The 14,693-nt window shown below is 72.3% G+C and carries 18 protein-coding genes and 1 pseudogene; 7 read left to right on the top strand and 12 right to left on the bottom strand.

Going from position 1 to position 14,693, the window contains the following annotated elements; genetic code table 11:
* Positions 1–28: 28 nt before the first annotated feature.
* The gene (locus OG738_RS37175; RefSeq protein WP_329048029.1) at positions 29–223 is read left to right on the top strand and encodes a DUF2630 family protein; all 195 of its coding nucleotides are present in this window, start codon (positions 29–31) and stop codon (positions 221–223) included.
* 35 nt (positions 224–258) lie between these two features.
* On the opposite strand, the gene OG738_RS37170 is transcribed toward OG738_RS37175, so the two are convergent.
* From OG738_RS37170 to OG738_RS37160, 3 genes are read right to left on the bottom strand one after another with little or no spacing between them, the layout of a single operon-like run.
* The gene (locus tag OG738_RS37170; protein WP_329048028.1) at positions 259–1,350 is read right to left on the bottom strand and encodes an Rv2629 family ribosome hibernation factor; all 1,092 of its coding nucleotides are present in this window, start codon (positions 1,348–1,350) and stop codon (positions 259–261) included.
* A gap of 42 nt (positions 1,351–1,392) precedes the next feature.
* A complete protein-coding gene (locus tag OG738_RS37165; protein ID WP_329048025.1) occupies positions 1,393–1,947 on the bottom strand; it encodes a hypothetical protein in 555 nt (184 codons plus the stop codon).
* Positions 1,948–1,960: 13 nt separating this feature from the next.
* Positions 1,961–3,250, bottom strand: a complete 1,290-nt coding sequence (locus tag OG738_RS37160) for an NAD(P)/FAD-dependent oxidoreductase (protein WP_329048023.1) — start codon at positions 3,248–3,250, stop codon at positions 1,961–1,963.
* A 165-nt stretch (positions 3,251–3,415) separates the two neighbouring features.
* Between OG738_RS37160 and OG738_RS37155 the strand changes: the two genes are divergently transcribed.
* Positions 3,416–3,787 (top strand): STAS domain-containing protein, encoded by a 372-nt coding sequence (locus OG738_RS37155; RefSeq protein ID WP_329048021.1) that lies wholly within the window; start codon positions 3,416–3,418, stop codon positions 3,785–3,787.
* A 67-nt stretch (positions 3,788–3,854) separates the two neighbouring features.
* Here OG738_RS37155 and OG738_RS37150 read toward each other — a convergent pair whose 3' ends face one another.
* From OG738_RS37150 to OG738_RS37140, 3 genes are read right to left on the bottom strand one after another with little or no spacing between them, the layout of a single operon-like run.
* Positions 3,855–4,118: a DUF4235 domain-containing protein gene (locus tag OG738_RS37150; RefSeq protein WP_329048019.1), complete on the bottom strand. Its 264-nt coding sequence runs from the start codon at positions 4,116–4,118 to the stop codon at positions 3,855–3,857.
* Complete coding sequence (locus OG738_RS37145) at positions 4,115–4,423, bottom strand: DUF3618 domain-containing protein (RefSeq protein WP_329048018.1); 309 nt, start codon at positions 4,421–4,423, stop codon at positions 4,115–4,117. The genes OG738_RS37150 and OG738_RS37145 overlap by 4 nt, the downstream gene beginning before the upstream one ends.
* Positions 4,420–4,833: a phage holin family protein gene (locus tag OG738_RS37140; RefSeq protein ID WP_329048017.1), complete on the bottom strand. Its 414-nt coding sequence runs from the start codon at positions 4,831–4,833 to the stop codon at positions 4,420–4,422. Before OG738_RS37140 ends, OG738_RS37145 begins: the two co-directional genes overlap by 4 nt.
* A 118-nt stretch (positions 4,834–4,951) precedes the next feature.
* Here OG738_RS37140 and OG738_RS37135 point away from each other — a divergent pair, with 118 nt between their 5' ends.
* The 3 genes from OG738_RS37135 to OG738_RS37125 all read left to right on the top strand — a co-directional run bounded on the left by OG738_RS37135 (position 4,952) and on the right by OG738_RS37125 (position 6,870).
* On the top strand, positions 4,952–5,413 hold the full coding sequence (locus tag OG738_RS37135; RefSeq protein WP_329048016.1) for an SRPBCC family protein: 462 nt from the start codon (positions 4,952–4,954) through the stop codon (positions 5,411–5,413).
* Positions 5,414–5,494: 81 nt separating this feature from the next.
* Positions 5,495–6,328 carry an aldo/keto reductase gene (locus OG738_RS37130; protein ID WP_329048015.1) on the top strand — a complete coding sequence of 278 codons (834 nt, stop codon included), beginning with the start codon at positions 5,495–5,497 and terminating at the stop codon, positions 6,326–6,328.
* Between the two features lie 74 nt (positions 6,329–6,402).
* A complete protein-coding gene (locus OG738_RS37125; protein ID WP_329048014.1) occupies positions 6,403–6,870 on the top strand; it encodes a hypothetical protein in 468 nt (155 codons plus the stop codon).
* A gap of 54 nt (positions 6,871–6,924) precedes the next feature.
* Here OG738_RS37125 and OG738_RS37120 read toward each other — a convergent pair whose 3' ends face one another.
* On the bottom strand, positions 6,925–7,725 hold the full coding sequence (locus OG738_RS37120) for a GAF and ANTAR domain-containing protein (RefSeq protein ID WP_329048013.1): 801 nt from the start codon (positions 7,723–7,725) through the stop codon (positions 6,925–6,927).
* Positions 7,726–7,776: 51 nt separating this feature from the next.
* On the bottom strand, positions 7,777–8,304 hold the full coding sequence (locus tag OG738_RS37115; RefSeq protein ID WP_329048012.1) for a hemerythrin domain-containing protein: 528 nt from the start codon (positions 8,302–8,304) through the stop codon (positions 7,777–7,779).
* Positions 8,305–8,427: 123 nt separating this feature from the next.
* Here OG738_RS37115 and OG738_RS37110 point away from each other — a divergent pair, with 123 nt between their 5' ends.
* Entirely contained in the window at positions 8,428–9,945 is a 1,518-nt protein-coding gene (locus OG738_RS37110; RefSeq protein WP_329048010.1) for a CYTH and CHAD domain-containing protein, read from the top strand.
* Positions 9,946–9,995: 50 nt separating this feature from the next.
* On the opposite strand, the gene OG738_RS37105 is transcribed toward OG738_RS37110, so the two are convergent.
* The 4 genes and pseudogenes from OG738_RS37105 to OG738_RS37090 form a co-directional block, all read right to left on the bottom strand.
* The gene (locus OG738_RS37105; RefSeq protein ID WP_329048008.1) at positions 9,996–10,787 is read right to left on the bottom strand and encodes a SigB/SigF/SigG family RNA polymerase sigma factor; all 792 of its coding nucleotides are present in this window, start codon (positions 10,785–10,787) and stop codon (positions 9,996–9,998) included.
* A complete protein-coding gene (locus tag OG738_RS37100) occupies positions 10,784–11,230 on the bottom strand; it encodes an ATP-binding protein (RefSeq protein WP_329048007.1) in 447 nt (148 codons plus the stop codon). Before OG738_RS37100 ends, OG738_RS37105 begins: the two co-directional genes overlap by 4 nt.
* A 62-nt stretch (positions 11,231–11,292) precedes the next feature.
* Positions 11,293–11,622, bottom strand: a complete 330-nt coding sequence (locus OG738_RS37095) for a plasmid stabilization protein (RefSeq protein WP_329048006.1) — start codon at positions 11,620–11,622, stop codon at positions 11,293–11,295.
* Positions 11,623–11,676: 54 nt separating this feature from the next.
* Positions 11,677–13,625, bottom strand: a pseudogene (locus tag OG738_RS37090) (aconitate hydratase).
* A 60-nt stretch (positions 13,626–13,685) separates the two neighbouring features.
* Between OG738_RS37090 and OG738_RS37085 the strand changes: the two are divergent.
* Positions 13,686–14,648, top strand: a complete 963-nt coding sequence (locus tag OG738_RS37085; RefSeq protein ID WP_329048005.1) for an LLM class F420-dependent oxidoreductase — start codon at positions 13,686–13,688, stop codon at positions 14,646–14,648.
* Positions 14,649–14,693: the final 45 nt, after the last annotated feature.

Raw genomic sequence — 14,693 nt, 5'->3', positions numbered from 1 at the left:
GCTCACGGCGGACAGGAGGGGATTTCCCATGGGAGGCCACGAAATCACCGATCGCATCGCCGACCTGATCGACGAGGAGCACCGGCTGCGCAAGGGTGCCCTCCACCACGGCGGGCTGACCCCGCAGGAGCGGCTCCGGCTCAAGGACCTCGAACACCAGCTCGACGCCGCCGTCGACCTGCTGCACCGCCGCCAGGCCCTGTCGGTGTTCGACGACGACTGACGTCAGGACAACCTCGCACGGCCGCTCCGTGGTCGTCAGCTGTGGCGCAGGATGGCGCCGAAGCCCTCCCAGAGGTCGACGCGCTCGTCCAGCACCGCGACCTGCGCGCCGGTCGCCACCGCCGCGAACGGGATCGCCTCGTCGGCCCGGCGCTGCTCGGGTTCGGCCACGCCCAGCGCCTGCAGCCCGGCCTTGCCGACGGCGACCTGCGCCGGGTCCGGGCCGCCGAACACCGTGGTGTCGCCCGGCGAACCCACCAGCAGCGTCTCGACGTTCGCCTCGGCGAGGGCGCTCGTCACCGCTTCCAGGCCGGTCACCGCCAGCCCGCCTTCGCGGCCCGACCCGGCACGGAACCGCTCGGCCAGGTCGTCCAGCGCCGCGAGACGCCGGCCGGTCAGCAGCTCGTGCACCTGCCGGTCGAGCCCCTCACGCGACGAGCCGTCGGCTCGGCTGCCCGCGTCGACCTCCGTGGCGATCCGGCGGACCGCCTCCGGCAAGGTCTCGTGCAGGGCCGTGCGGGCCTGCTTCTCCCCGGCCAGGACGACCAGGTGCGCGCCACTCCGTTCCACCGCCTTCGCGACGTGGTCCGCGACGTCGACCAGGTTGCGACGGGCCGTCTCTTCGGCGGAGTTCTGCAGGTTGTGGTGGGCCGTACCGCCGCCGCGGACCTTGTGCACGGGGTGGTTCTCCCCCTCGACCGTCTCGGTCCGCGGTCCGCCGTCGGCGTACTCGGTGATCTCGGCACCGACCCGGTCGACCACGACCAGCACGTACTTCGGGTTCTCCTCGGCGTGGGTCGCGAGCGGCAGCAGGTACGGCAGGGCCGAGAAGCGCACGACCTGCGACGGCGGCGGCGCGGCCAGGCGCCGGTCGAGCAGGACCGAGCCGTGCGCGGCGATGATGCTCCGGCCGGCCTTGCCGACCGGCGGCTCGCTGGCGCGCACAGCCCGCAGCACGGCCTCGATCGTCGCCGGATCGGCCCGCTGGTCGCTCAGCGACGCCTCGATTTCCTTCAAGCGGAGTTCGAGCTGCTTCGCGGCGTCCTCGGTGTCGTGCGAGAAGTCGAAGTGCACGGACGCGAACGGCCCGTCGTCGGCGGTCAGGTCGCGCAACGTGGCAGTGTCCACAAAGGACTCCTTTCGGCGATGGTCCGCGGGTACGTCTTCGGGCTACCGCTCGCCGAGCGCCGACTGCACCGCCGCCACCACGTCCGGGTGGCCGAGCGGCAGCGGCGGCGGCACGCGGTCCGCCGGCCCCCCGGTGGTCGAGGCGACCACCCGGACCTCGGTGCCCGTCTCGCGCAGCTTCGCCACGACGTCGTCGTGCTCGGCCAGCCAGTTTTCGTTGGCCTCCGCGGCGTCGCCGGACGGGAGGAAGGCATCGGAGGCCGGGTCGACCAGCAGCAGGTGCGTGGCCGCGCCCGGGTGGCGCTCGACGAGCTGGAGGGCTTCGGCCGCGAACGGACCGCTCGCCACGACCGCGATCTCGGGGTCGCCGGGCCCGCGGTCGCCCACCAGGTCGTCGGCCTCGGTCAGGGCCCCGCCCGCCGGGACCCGGCACCAGAAGATCCCGCGCCGCTCGGCCAGGGGCCGCCAGGTCGCGGGCAGCTCGTCGTGCCGGGCGGCGCCCGCCGGGTCGAGCACGACGAGCTTCGGCCCGGACGGGTCGCCCGCGGTGACGACGGCCGGGCCGGCGGAACGGGTGTAATCGGGATCGGCGGCCATGGTGCTTTCCTAATCAGCGACGGGGGAGTTCCGGGGAGTCCGTGTCGAGCGGTACCGCGCCGGAGCGGACGAGTCCCAATTGGACGGTCTGGCGGCCGGTGAGCCGGTCGAGGAGCCAGTCGGTGGCCGTGCGGACGCGGTTGCCGGGCATCGCCATCAGGTGGTAGGCGCGGGTCACGGCCTTCGCCGGCCGGCCGGAAAGCGGGACGTGCAAAGGGTTCGCGGCCGCGGCGCCCGCACCCAGGTCGACGACGAAGCCGAGGTCGTGGTGCCGGTAGGTGCCGGGACGGCCGTAGCCCAGCGACGCCGCGACGTTGCGCCCGGCGAGCTTCCCCTGCCGTTCGGCGTGCTGCGCGGTCATCGCGGTGTACTGGCCGGGGCGGGTGAGGTCGGGCACCGCGGCCGCGTCGCCGCAGGCGAAGACGTCGTCGCGGCCGGGCACGGTGAGCTGCTCGGTCACGACCAGCCTGCCCTTCGCCGTCTCGAGCCCGAGGTCGGCCACCAGCGGGTCCGGCCGCACGCCGACGCACCACACGAGCGTCCGCGTCGGCACCGCGTCGCCGTTGGTCAGCGTGACGCCCTTGTCGTCGGCGTGGTCGATCGAGGTCTTCATCAGCACCTCGACGCCGCGGGCGCGCAGCACGTCGTCCGCGGTCTTGCCGAGGCGCTTGCCCAGCTCGGGCAGCACCCGCTCGGCGAGGTCGAGCAGCAGCCAGCGGATCTTCTGCCCGGCCAGCTCGGGGTGCCGCGCGGCGAGGACCTCGGTGAACGCGGGGCCCTGCGCGGCGACTTCGGTCCCGGTGTAGCCGGCGCCGACCACCACGAACGTGCAGCGCGCGTCGCGTTCGGCGGGGTCCTCGGCCGCCGCGGCCAGCTCGATCTGGCGCGTGATGTGGTCACGCAGGTACAGCGCCTCGGGCACGCCGCGGAACCCGTGGGCGTACTCCGGGACGCCCGGGATCGGCAACAGCTTGTTGACGCTGCCCGCCGCGAGCACCAGCCGGTCGTACCCGATCCGGTGCTCCTGCCCTTCGGGGTCGGTGTAGGCGACGTGGCGGGCGCCGAAATCGGCGCCGGTGGCGACGCCGAGCACCAGGCGGACGCCCGGCAGCGTCTCGGGGATCGACACGGTCACCCGCCGCGGGTCGAGGATCCCGGCCGCCACTTCCGGCAGCAGCGGCAGGTAGAGGAAGTAGTCCGTGGGGTTGAGCACGACCACCTCGACGTCCGCACCGGCGGCCTTTCGCAGGCTCTTCGCCGCGTGGTAACCGGCGAACCCGCCGCCGACGATCACGACTCGCATGGATCTCCTTCCGGGCCGGATGTCCGTCTTCCGGCGATTACCCGGGGCCGGAGGTGGGAAACCCGCGGGGTTGACCTGGCGGCCCAGGGGCGTACGGTCAAGGCGTTGGCTGTTGTTCAGACACGTGCTCCGGTCAGCGCCCCTTAACCTGCGATAGGGAGCGCCATGTACTGCTTTCGCACGATCGAAGAACCGTCCGGGTTGACCTACACCGCCACCGCGCGACCGGGCGGGATCACCGTCATCACGCTGGTGGGGGACATCGACGCGGCCACCGTCGACACCCTGGACGAAGCCCTCGCGACGGGCGGGCGGCTGGTCGTCGACCTGACCCGGGTCGCCTTCGTCAGCTGCGCCGGCGTCCGGTCGCTGCTCGAGGCGAACGCCCGGGCCGACCTCGCCGTCGTCCCCGGCGGTCACGCGGTCACGCGCTCGCTGGAGGTCACCGGCGCGGACGTGCTGCTGGAGATCCACCCCCGGGTCGGTGCCGCGGTCGCGGGCCTGACCCCGGTTCCCGAGCCCGGCCGGGAGGCGTGACCGCCCGGCGGTCCCGCCTCCCGCCGTCCACTGTGGACTGTGGACACCACGGACCGGCAAGCTGCGGTCAGTCGTCCGGCCAGTCGCCGGTCGCCTTCTGATATCCCATGGCACCCGCGCGCTCGGTGGCGGCCTTGACGGCGGCGAAGATCGCGCCCTGCACCGCCGCCGCGATGATCACCTGCCGCCAGGTGTAGTCGCGGTCGGTGGCGTCGGGCGCGTCCTCCTCGCCGGCCACGCGCTTCCAGACCTGCTTGAACGCCTGGCCGGCGAGCACGCCGCCGAGGGCACCGGCGATCCAGCTCAGCGGCTTGTACAGCACCTTGTTCACGAGTCGTTCCTCCGTCGCAGGATCAGCCGGATCACGATCAGCAGCGCCAGCACGCCGGCGAAGATCGGCACCGGGTTGCCGCGCACGACATCGGCGCCCTGGCGGAACTTGACCGCGGTCGGCTCGTTCGTGACGTCGGCGACCTTCGCGGTGGCCTTGTCGAGCTTCTCGTCGACGTTCTCCTTGACCCGCGTCTTCACGTCGAGCTTGTGCCCGAGCGCTTCGAGGGTCTCGGTCAGCTCTTCCCGGGTCGTGTCGCGGTCGAGCCGCGCCTCTTCGGCGTTCTTCGGGAAGTCCCCGCTCATGTGCGCACTCCTTGTTTCACGGTGTCCACATCCTGGCGGACCCCGCTGATCGCTTCTTCGGGCACCGGCGGCACGCCCTGCGTGACTTCCTTCTTGCCGGCCAGCGCGGCGATCCCGGCGACCAGGAACAGCGCGACCGCGACGAGCACCGCGGCCAGCCAGCCGGGCAGCACCAGCGCGAGCGCGAGCACGGCGGCCGCGACCAGCGTGCCGCCGCCGAACAGCGCGAACAGGCCCGCCGCGCCGAACAACCCGGCGCCGAGGCCCATCTTCTTGCCCTTGCGCTGCAGTTCGAAGGCCGCGAGCCGCATCTCGTCCCGGACAAGCCGCTTGACCTCGTCGGTCAGGTCCGTCACCAGCTCACCGACCGAGCGGTCGGCCGCCGGCTTCTTGTTCACCTCTTCGATCACGGAACACCTCCTTGCCTGGCCGCCGTGTACCCGGGCCGGCCCGGGGTCAACCACGCCGGGTTTGACCGGTCCGGCACCGGGTAGCCGAGCGGTGCCACCAACCGACGAGGAGGAGTGCATGGGCACGATCACCGAAATCGTGGACGTGGAAGTCCCTGTTTCGACCGCCTACAACCAGTGGACGCAGTTCGAGGAGTTCCCGCGGTTCATGGAAGGTGTCGAGGAGATCCGCCAGGTCGACGCCACCCACACCCACTGGGTGACGAAGTTCGGTGGCGTGACGCGCGAGTTCGACGCGACGATCACCGAGCAGCACCCCGACGAGCGGGTCGCCTGGACGTCCGACTCCGGGCCGGACCACGCCGGCGTGATCACGTTCCACCGGCTCGACGACGCGCACACCCGGGTGACCGCGCAGATGGACATCGATCCGGAGGGCTTCGCCGAGAACGTCGCCGACAAGCTCGGCGTCCTCGACCGCCGGGTGAAGGGCGACCTCAAGCGGTTCAAGGAGTTCATCGAGCAGCGCGGCCGGGAAACCGGCGGCTGGCGCGGTGACGTGGAGCGGCCGGGGACGTAGGACTACCCGATCGGGTGACACGGCGGGGCGGACACCGTCCCGCCGTGTTTCGCGTCCGGAGGCCTCGGGTAGGCGGCAGGCATGACTTCCCCCCACGTTCCGGCCGTGGAACTGACCAACGGCGTGCGGATCCCGCAGTTCGGGTTCGGCGTGTTCCAGATCCCGCCCGAGGAGACCGCCCAGGCCGTGCGCACCGCGCTGGAGGCCGGCTACCGCCATATCGACACGGCGCAGATGTACCGCAACGAGGAAGGCGTCGGCGCCGGTATCGCGGAGTCGGGCGTCGCGCGCGAAGAGGTGTTCGTCACGACGAAGCTGGCGAACGACGCGCACGGCCACGACAACGCCATCACGGCGCTGGAAGGCAGCCTGCGGCGCCTCGCCTTCGATTACGTCGACCTCTACCTGATCCACTGGCCGTTGCCGCACAAGGACAACTACGTCCGGACGTGGCAGGGCTTCGAAGACATCCTGCGGGCCGGCAAGGCCCGCGCCATCGGCGTCTCGAACTTCCAGCCCGCCCACCTCGACCGGCTCGCCGAGGAGACCGGCACGGTGCCCGCGGTCAACCAGATCGAGCTGCACCCGGCGCTGCAGCAGACCGAGCTGCGCGCCTACCACCAGGCCCACGGCATCGCGACCGAGGCGTGGAGCCCGCTGGCCCAGGCGGAGGTCCTCGAGGACCCGGTGCTCGGGGACCTGGCCGAGAAGCACGGCCGGACGGCCGCGCAGGTGGTGCTGCGCTGGCACATCCAGCTCGGGAACATCGTCTTCCCGAAGTCGTCGTCGCCCGACCGGATCAGGCAGAACATCGACGTCTTCGACTTCGAGCTCGACGACGAGGACATGACCGCGATCGGGAAGCTCGACGACGGCCGGCGCACCGGGCCGGACCCGGATACCTTCACCGGGTGACCGAGGCGTTTCCCTGCGCAGCGGGCCGGGTATTTCCCCCGGAGAGGTCCCCCCTGGAGAAGGAGCGTCCCCGCATGACCACGAACGCGTATCTGTCGTTCCTCGCGATCGGCGTGGCGCTGGTCCTGGTAGACGGGCAGATCATCTACCGCAGCGGCCGCCGCTACCTGGAGAACTCCTACGGCGATCCGGCGGCCGGCGCTTCGATGACCCGGCTGGTCACCGTGTTGTTCCACCTGGCCACGCTGGGGGTGCTGGCACTGGTCTCGACCATCGACATGGGTGGCAGCGACCTGCCGGGCGTCGTCGGCCGGCTCGGCGTGCTGCTGCTGATCCTCGCCCTGGCGCATGCGATCACGCTCGCCGCGCTCGCCCGCATCCGCGGCGAGCAGGAAGTGGAGGCGGTCGTCCAGCGCGGCAGCCGGCAGCGCGTCGAACCCGAGGCGCAGAGCCCGACGGTGACGCCGGTGCCGGGTCAGCCGGGCGGCTACCCGGACGTCAGCCCGCCGCTGGAGAACCGGTCCCCGTACTCGGCCCAGTAGCGCCTCGAGGGCGGCGCCTTCCCCGGAAGGTGCCGCCTTCGCCCGTGCCCGGGCTCAGGCCTCCGCCACCGGCAGGTCCACCTCGGTGTGCCGGGCAGCCAGCGTCCGGGCCAGGTCGGCCAGCTTGACGTTCAGGTCCTGGGACGCGCGGCGCAGCACGTCGAAGGCTTCGTCGGCCGTGATGCCGCGGCGCTGCATCAGGATCCCCTTCGCCTGGCCGATCACGTCCCGGCTGTCGACCGCGCGGCGCAGGTTCGCCGACTCCAGCTCGGCCGCGAGAACGGCTTCCGTGTGCGCCAGCGCCAGCGAGGCGTGCGTCGCCAGCAGCAGCGCGAGGTCGATCGCCGCGGTGTCGAACGCGCCGGGCTTGCTCGAGTAGATGTTGAGCGCGCCCGAGCGCCGCGGCGGGCGGGCGTCGGGGAGCAGGGCCGTCGCGAGCACCGAGTGGTAGCCGTGGGCGGCCGCCGCCGGGCCGAACGACGGCCAGCGCGGGTCGTGGGCGAGGTCCTGGGACCAGCCGATGGCCGGGCCGTCCGGGCGGGCCGACTCGACGCACGGCCCTTCGCCGTGGTCGTACTGCACCTGGTCCAGCCGCACCGCGACCGGGTCGGTCTCGACGGGCGTGTGGTACCGGCCGTCGGGTTCGCGCAGCGTGACGCTGACCAGGTCGGCGTCCGGGACGATCGCGCTGGCGGCGCCGACGACGAGCCGGAGCACGCCCCCGACGGTCGGCGTCACGTCGAGCAGCGTGCGCGTGAGCTCGGCGAACTGCCTCGTCAGGAGACCGGCCTGCCGGTCGCCGTCCAGCCCGAACCGGGCCCGTTCCCGCGCCCATTCGTCTTCGCCGATGTTCATGCGTCTCCGTCGTCCTCGGGGATGGACCTCCATTCAACCCGATGCCGGTGCTCAACCGGGAGAGCCGGCGGCGCGGCGCAGCGCGGCCCGCGCCCGGTCCACGAAACCCGGCCCCGGCCACAGCTGCTCGGCCTGCGGCACCCGGTCGGACAGGTCCGGGTGCGGCACCGTCGCGGCGGCGTCGCGAGCCGCCAGGACCTCCTTGCCCAGCTCGGCCCGCCGCTCCGGCGAGCAGGTGAGCCGGACCTGCCGCACCGCCTCCGGGCCTTCCTCGTGGACGTGCCGCCGGACGGCGCGGATCAGCCCGCTCAGCAGGCGCTCGAAGCGCGTCTCCTGCGGTCCCGCGCCCTCCAGCTGCCGCATCAGCCCGTCGGCCTCGGTGAGATCGCCTTCGCCGTCGAGGAAGGACTCCTCGGCGACGGTGTGGCGGACCAGCTCCGCGATGAGGTGGTCGGCGAGGTCCTTGCGGTTCTCGGGACTGCCCTGGCCGAGGTCGAGCTCGGTGCACAGCCGGTCCAGTTCCCGGTGGTCACCGGCGAGGACGGTGGTCAGGTCGGTTGCGGGCTGTCTGCTGTTCATGCACGCTCCTGCTCGGGACTCGCTTTTCCCGGACGGTTACCCGCTGCCCGGCCGCCGAATCCCGTGTTCGGGGCGCACCCACCGGGTATCCGTCGGGAGAACCGGCCCCCAAGGAGGATGATCATGGCAGCGCCGTCGTCGGTGACCGAGCGCGAGCGCAAGTACGAGGTCGTGCCGGGAAGCGGGGTGCCCCGGCTCGTCGGCGTCGCGGGCGTCGCGACCCAGGACGACCCGGTCGAGCAGATCCTCGACGCTTCCTACTACGACACCGAAACCTTCGCACTGGCCAGGAGCGGCATCACGCTCCGGCGCCGGGTCGGCGGGCACGACGCGGGCTGGCACCTCAAGCTGCCGGTCTCCGCCGACGAGCGGCAGGAGATCCAGCTGCCGCTGGGCGGCGACCCGAACAAGGTCCCCGGGCGGCTCCGCCGGCTCGTGCGCGCGTACGCGCTGGGGGAAAAGCTGGTGCCCATCGCGCACCTGCGCACCGACCGGTTCGCCCACCGGCTGGCCGACGGCGACGGCAGGACCGTCGCGATCCTGACCGACGACCACGTGACCGGGGAGGCCGGCGGCGAGAGCGCGCGGCTCGACGAGTGGCGCGAGCTGGAGCTGGAACTGGACCCGGAGACCGAACCCACCCGGCTCGACGAATTCGACCGGGCGCTGGCCGAAGCCGGTGCGTCGGCTTCGCCGTGGCCGTCGAAGCTCCGGCGCCTGATCGGCGACCGCGTCCCGGCGGCGCCTCGCGGCCGGAAGAAGCCGAAGGCGGGCGAGGTCGTGCTGACGTCGCTACGGGAGCACTACGACCAGCTGCGCCGCGCGGACGTCGGCGTGCGGCTGGACGTCGAGGACTCCGTGCACCGGATGCGGGTCGCGACCCGGAAGCTGCGCAGCGCGCTCCGCACGTTCGGGTCCATTGTGGACCAGGACGCGACCGGACCGGTGGCGGCCGAGCTGAAGTGGCTCGGGCGGCAGCTGGCGCCGGCCCGCGACGCCGAGGTCAGCGAGGAACGGCTGCGCGAGCAGCTCGACGAGCTCCCGTCCGAGCTGGTGTTCGGGCCCCTGCGCCAGTACCTCACCCGCTACTTCGCCCGCGAGGCCGAGGACGGCCGGGTCCGGGCGATGGCGGCGCTGACCGGCAAGCGGTACCTGAACCTGCTGCGCGCGCTGGACGCCGTGGTCGAGGCGCCGCCGCTGACCGGCAAGGCACGCAAGCCCGCGAAAGCCGCCTTGCGCAAGCCGGTGCGCAAGGCCGCCCGGAAGCTGCGCCGCGCCGAAGCGGCCGCGCGCGGCCTGGACGGCCAGGAGCGCGAACGGGCGTTGCACGAGGTCCGCAAGAAGGCGAAGCGGGCCCGCTACGCCGCCGACACCGTGAAGCCGGTCTACGGCAAGAAGCTGCGTGAGTGGCGCAAGAACGTCAAGGCCGTCCAGAGCACGCTGGGCGAGCACCAGGACACCGTGGTCGGCCGCGACCTCCTGCACCACCTCACCATCGCCGGGCACGGCGAAGGGCAGAACACCTTCACGTTCGGGATGCTGTACGCGCGAGACGCCGAGAGGGCCGAGAAGCTGCGTGAGCGGTTCTCGGGGGAATGGCGGCGGCTTCGCAAGGGCGACCGTCCGGGCTGGCTGAGCTGATCAAGGGGCCGGGCTGACCCGGCGGGCGGGGCCGGCCGGTCGGGCCGGCCCTAGCCTTCGCCGGTGAGCTTCCCGCGCAGCTGCTCCAGGGTCTGCGACAGCAGCCGGGAGACGTGCATCTGGGAGATGCCGACACGGTCGGCGATCTGGGTCTGCGTCAGCCCGCCGAAGAACCGCATCACGAGGATCGCGCGCTCCCGCTTCGGCAGCTCCTGGAGCAGCGGCTGGAGGGCCTCGTGGTTCTCGACCATGGCCATCTCGTGGTCGGGTTCCCCCATGGTGTCCGCCAATGACAGCGCCTCGGCGTCGTCGTGCACCGGCTTGTCGACGGACAGGGCCTGGTAGGCGTTGCCGGCCAGCAGCCCTTCGCGGACCTCGTCGACGTCCAGGTTGAGGTGCTCGGCCAGCTCGGTCGGCGTCGGCGCGCGACCCAGGCGCTGCGACAGCGCCGCCGAACCCTGGCTCAGGGACAGGTGCAGCTCCTTGAGCCGCCGCGGGACCCGCACCGACCAGCCGGTGTCCCGGAAGTGCCTGCGGACCTCGCCCATGATCGTCGGCACGGCGAACGACAGGAAGTCGTGGCCACGCGTCGGGTCGAAGCGGTCGACCGCGTTGATCAGGCCGATCCGGGCCACCTGGACCAGGTCCTCGCGGGGCTCGCCGCGGCCGGAGAACCGGGTCGCGATGTGCTCGGCCAGCGGCAGCAGCTCGGTGACGAGCTTGCCCCGCACGACGTCGCGGCGCGGGTCGTCGGCGTCGAGGGTCCCCAGCTCCTCGAACAGCGGCTCGCAGTGGGCGTATTCGTCCGGGCGGTGGAGGAGGGTTTTGCGCTCGGGGCTCACGCGCTCGTTCCCGGGTTGAGCACCAGCTCGATCGTGACGATGCCCGCGCCCCCACCCGGAAGGACGTCGCAGTGCGCGGTCACCGACCGGCTCAGCGTGGTGAGCACGTGCCAGCCGAACGTCCGCTCGCTGGGGGGCCGCGGGTCGCTCGAGCGGGTCGAGACGGTCACGTGTAGGCCATCGGCGCCCTGCCGGAAGCGGCAGTGCAGCTGGGCGCCCAGCTCGGCCAGCTGGACGAGCTGGGCGCACGCCTCGTCGACGGCCATCTTGGCGTCGGCGATCGCGTCCAGGCCGAAGTCCGCGCGCGAGACGACGCCGTGGGTGAGCATGCGGACGAGCGGGATCTGCTCCGCCATGGCGGGCAGGCGCAGCTCCACCAGCTCCTCGAGCAGCTCTTCCAGCGTCGGCTTGCCGCCGGGTGAGCCGCTTTGGTTTTCTTCCATGCCGGGGGTACTACCCATCTGGGTGGATACTGACACTTCGTGGTCAGGGGTTTCCGGCTTCGTCACCGGCCCAGCGCCCGTTCGAGTTCCTTCTTGGTCATCTTCGAGCGGCCGTCGATGTTCCGCTTCTTGGCTTCGTTGTAGAGCTGGTCCTTCGTGGGGCCGCCCGGGCCCTTGCGGTTGCCCGACCGCTCGCCGCCGCGCTGCTGCGGGGACTTGTCCCGCAGGGAGGTCTTGCTGGCCTCGCGGGACTCGCCGGACTGGGCGCGGTTCTTGTTCACCGTCCGGGCCGCGATTTCCTTGGCCCGCTTGGTGCTCGCGCCGCGGTCCTCCGCCGAGTCCTTGACGTGCTCGTACTGGCGCTCGCGCTTCTTGCTCCACGACTGGGGCATGACCGCTCCCTTCTCTCCCGCGCGGGGAATACCCGGTGGATCTTCCGGTAAACGTTACTTCCGGGCGGCGAGCAGCGGGATCCGCCCGCCGGCGAGGACGGCTTCGACCTGGCGCGCGGACAGGTGGTGGGTCACCCGGTAGTCCTCGTCCCGGGTGGTGTTGCGGACGGTGAGCTCGCCCCCGACGAGCGCGTCGCGCAGGCCGTCGAGCACCAGCGTGTCGCCCGCGGAGATCCGCTCCCGGTCGGCGTCGTCGGCGAACTCGAGGGGCAGGACGCCGAAGTTGGCCAGGTTCTGGCCGTGGATCCGGGCGAACGAGCAGGCCAGGACGGCGCGCAGGCCGAGGTGGCGGGTGGTGATGGCGGCGTGCTCGCGGGAGGAGCCCTGTCCGTAGTTGGCGCCGGCCACGACGAAGTGCGCGCCGGTCTCGGCGGCCCGGGCCGGGTAGTCCTCGTCGATCCGGGTGAAGGTGAACTCGGCGAGCTTCGGGATGTTCGAGCGGAACGGCAGCGCCCGGGCCCCGGCGGGGGAGATCTCGTCGGTGGAGACGTCGTCGCCGACCACCAGCAGCACCGGCGCCTCCAGCCGGTCCGGAAGCGGGTCGAACTCGGGCAGTCCGGAGATGTTCGGGCCCTTGACCAGCTCTTCCCGCTCGGCTTCCCCGGCGGGCAGCGGCTCGGCGAGCATGGCGGTGTTGACCGCGGAGCGCTCGGGTGGCGTGAGGTCGGGGTGGGCGAGGTCGTGCTCGGCGGCGTAGGCGCGCGGGTCGGTCAGGACGCCGGTGAGCGCCGAGGCCGCGGCGGTCTCGGGCGAGCACAGCCACACGGCGTCGTCGGCGGTGCCGGAGCGGCCGGGGAAGTTGCGGGGGAAGGTCCGCAGGGAGGTCTGGCCCGCCGCCGGTGCCTGGCCCATGCCGATGCAGCCGAGGCAGCCCGTCTGGTGGATCCGCGCGCCCGCCGCGACCAGCGCGGTGACGTGCCCCGCCCGGGTCAGGTCGACGAGGATCTGGCGGGATGTCGGGTTGACGTCGAAGCTGACCGAGCCGGCCGTCTGGCGCCCCTTGACGATCTCGGCGGCGACGGCGAAGTCGCGGAAGCCCGGGTTGGCCGACGAGCCCAGCACCACCTGGTCGACGGTGGTTCCGGCGGCTTCGCGGACGGGGACGACGTTGCCGGGCGACGACGGCTTCGCGACCAGCGGCTCGAGCGAGCCGAGGTCGATCTCGTCCTCGACGTCGTAGGCGGCACCCTCGTCGGCGTGCAGCTCGGTGAAGTCGTCTTCGCGGTCCTCGGCCCGCAGGAACGCTCGGACCGCGTCGTCGGCCGGGAGACCGTCGCGGTGGCGCCCAGCTCGGCGCCCATGTTCGCGATCACGTGCCGGTCCATCGCGGTGAGACCGGCCAGGCCGGGCCCGTGGTACTCGACGATCCGGTGCACTCCGCCGCGCACGCCGTGGCGGCGCAGCATCTCCAGCACGACGTCCTTGGCCGACACCCAGTCCGGCAGTGACCCGGTCAGCCGGACACCCCAGATCTCCGGCATCCGCAGGTACAGCGGTTCGCCGGCGATCGCCAGGGCGACTTCGAGGCCGCCGACGCCGATGGCGAGCATGCCCAGCGAGCCGCCGGCGCAGGTGTGCGAGTCCGAGCCGGCCAGCGTCCGGCCGGGCTTGCCGAACCGCTGCATGTGCGTGGGGTGCGAGACACCGTTGCCCGCCTTGGAGAACCAGAGCCCGAACCGGGCGCAGGCCGAGCGGAGGAAGGCGTGGTCTTCGGCGTTCTTCTCGTCGGCCTGCAGCAGGTTGTGGTCGACGTGCTGGACGCTCACCTCGGTCTTCGCCCGGTCTAGGCCGAGGGCTTCCAGCTCCTGCATGACCAGGGTGCCGGTGGCGTCCTGGGTGAGCGTCTGGTCGATCCGCAGGCCGATCTCCGCGCCGGCGACCGGCTCGCCGTCCACCAGGTGGTCGTCGATCAGCTTGCGCGCGAGCGTGCGAAGTTCGCCCATGGCGGTCGGTTACCCCGCGCGCCGGGCGGGTATGCGGGGAGCTGACGAGAGGAGGCGCCGATGCGGATCGGCTACACGTTGATGACCGAGCAGACCGGGCCGAACGAACTGGTCCGGTTCGCCGCCGGTGCGGAACAGGCCGGCTTCGACTTCGAGGTCATGAGCGACCACTACTCGCCCTGGCTGGCCGAGCAGGGGCACGCGCCGTACGCCTGGAGCGTGCTGGGCGCGGTCACGCAGAGCACCGAACGGGTCGAGCTGATGACCTACGTGACCTGCCCGACCATGCGCTACCACCCGGCGGTCGTGGCGCAGAAGGCGGCGACCGTCCAGGCGCTCTCGGCCGGCCGGTTCACCCTGGGGCTCGGCGCGGGGGAGAACCTCAACGAGCACGTCGTCGGCCGCGGCTGGCCGTCGGCCAACGTCCGGCACGACATGCTCGCCGAGGCCCTGCAGATCATCGGCGGCCTCTTCGACGGCGGCTACTTCGACTACGAGGGCAAGCACTTCCGCGTCGACTCGGCGAAGCTGTGGGACCTGCCGGAGAAGCGGACGCCGATCGGCGTCGCCGTGTCCGGTTCGCAGTCGATCAAGCGGTTCGCCCCGATCGCCGACGTGATGATCGCGGTCGAGCCGAAGGTGGAGCTCTCGAGCGAGTGGGACGCGACGAAGCTGGGCCCGCCGACCCGCAAGATCGGGCAGCTGCCGGTGTCGTGGGGCACCGACCGCGACGCGGCCGTGAAGCGCGCGCACGAGCAGTTCCGCTGGTTCGCCGGCGGCTGGAAGGTCAACGCCGAGCTGCCGGGTCCGGCCGGGTTCGCCGGCGCGACGCAGTTCGTCCGCGAGGACGACGTCGCCGGCTCGATCCCGTGCGGCCCGGACGTCGAGCCGATCGTCGAAGGCCTGCGCGAGTTCGAGAAGGCGGGCTTCACCGACGTCGCCCTCGTCCAGATCGGTGGCGACCAGCAGGACGGCTTCCTCGATTTCGCAGAGAAGGAGCTGCTCCCGGCGCTGCGGGCGTAGTTCCACCCGTTCGGGGGAACGCGGCGCGTCGCCGGCAGGAGTAGT

This window comes from Amycolatopsis sp. NBC_01488, from assembly GCF_036227105.1.
GTDB lineage: Bacteria > Actinomycetota > Actinomycetes > Mycobacteriales > Pseudonocardiaceae > Amycolatopsis.
The sequence above is the reverse complement of the archived record's forward strand: the minus strand, read 5'-3'. Positions and strand labels throughout refer to the sequence as shown.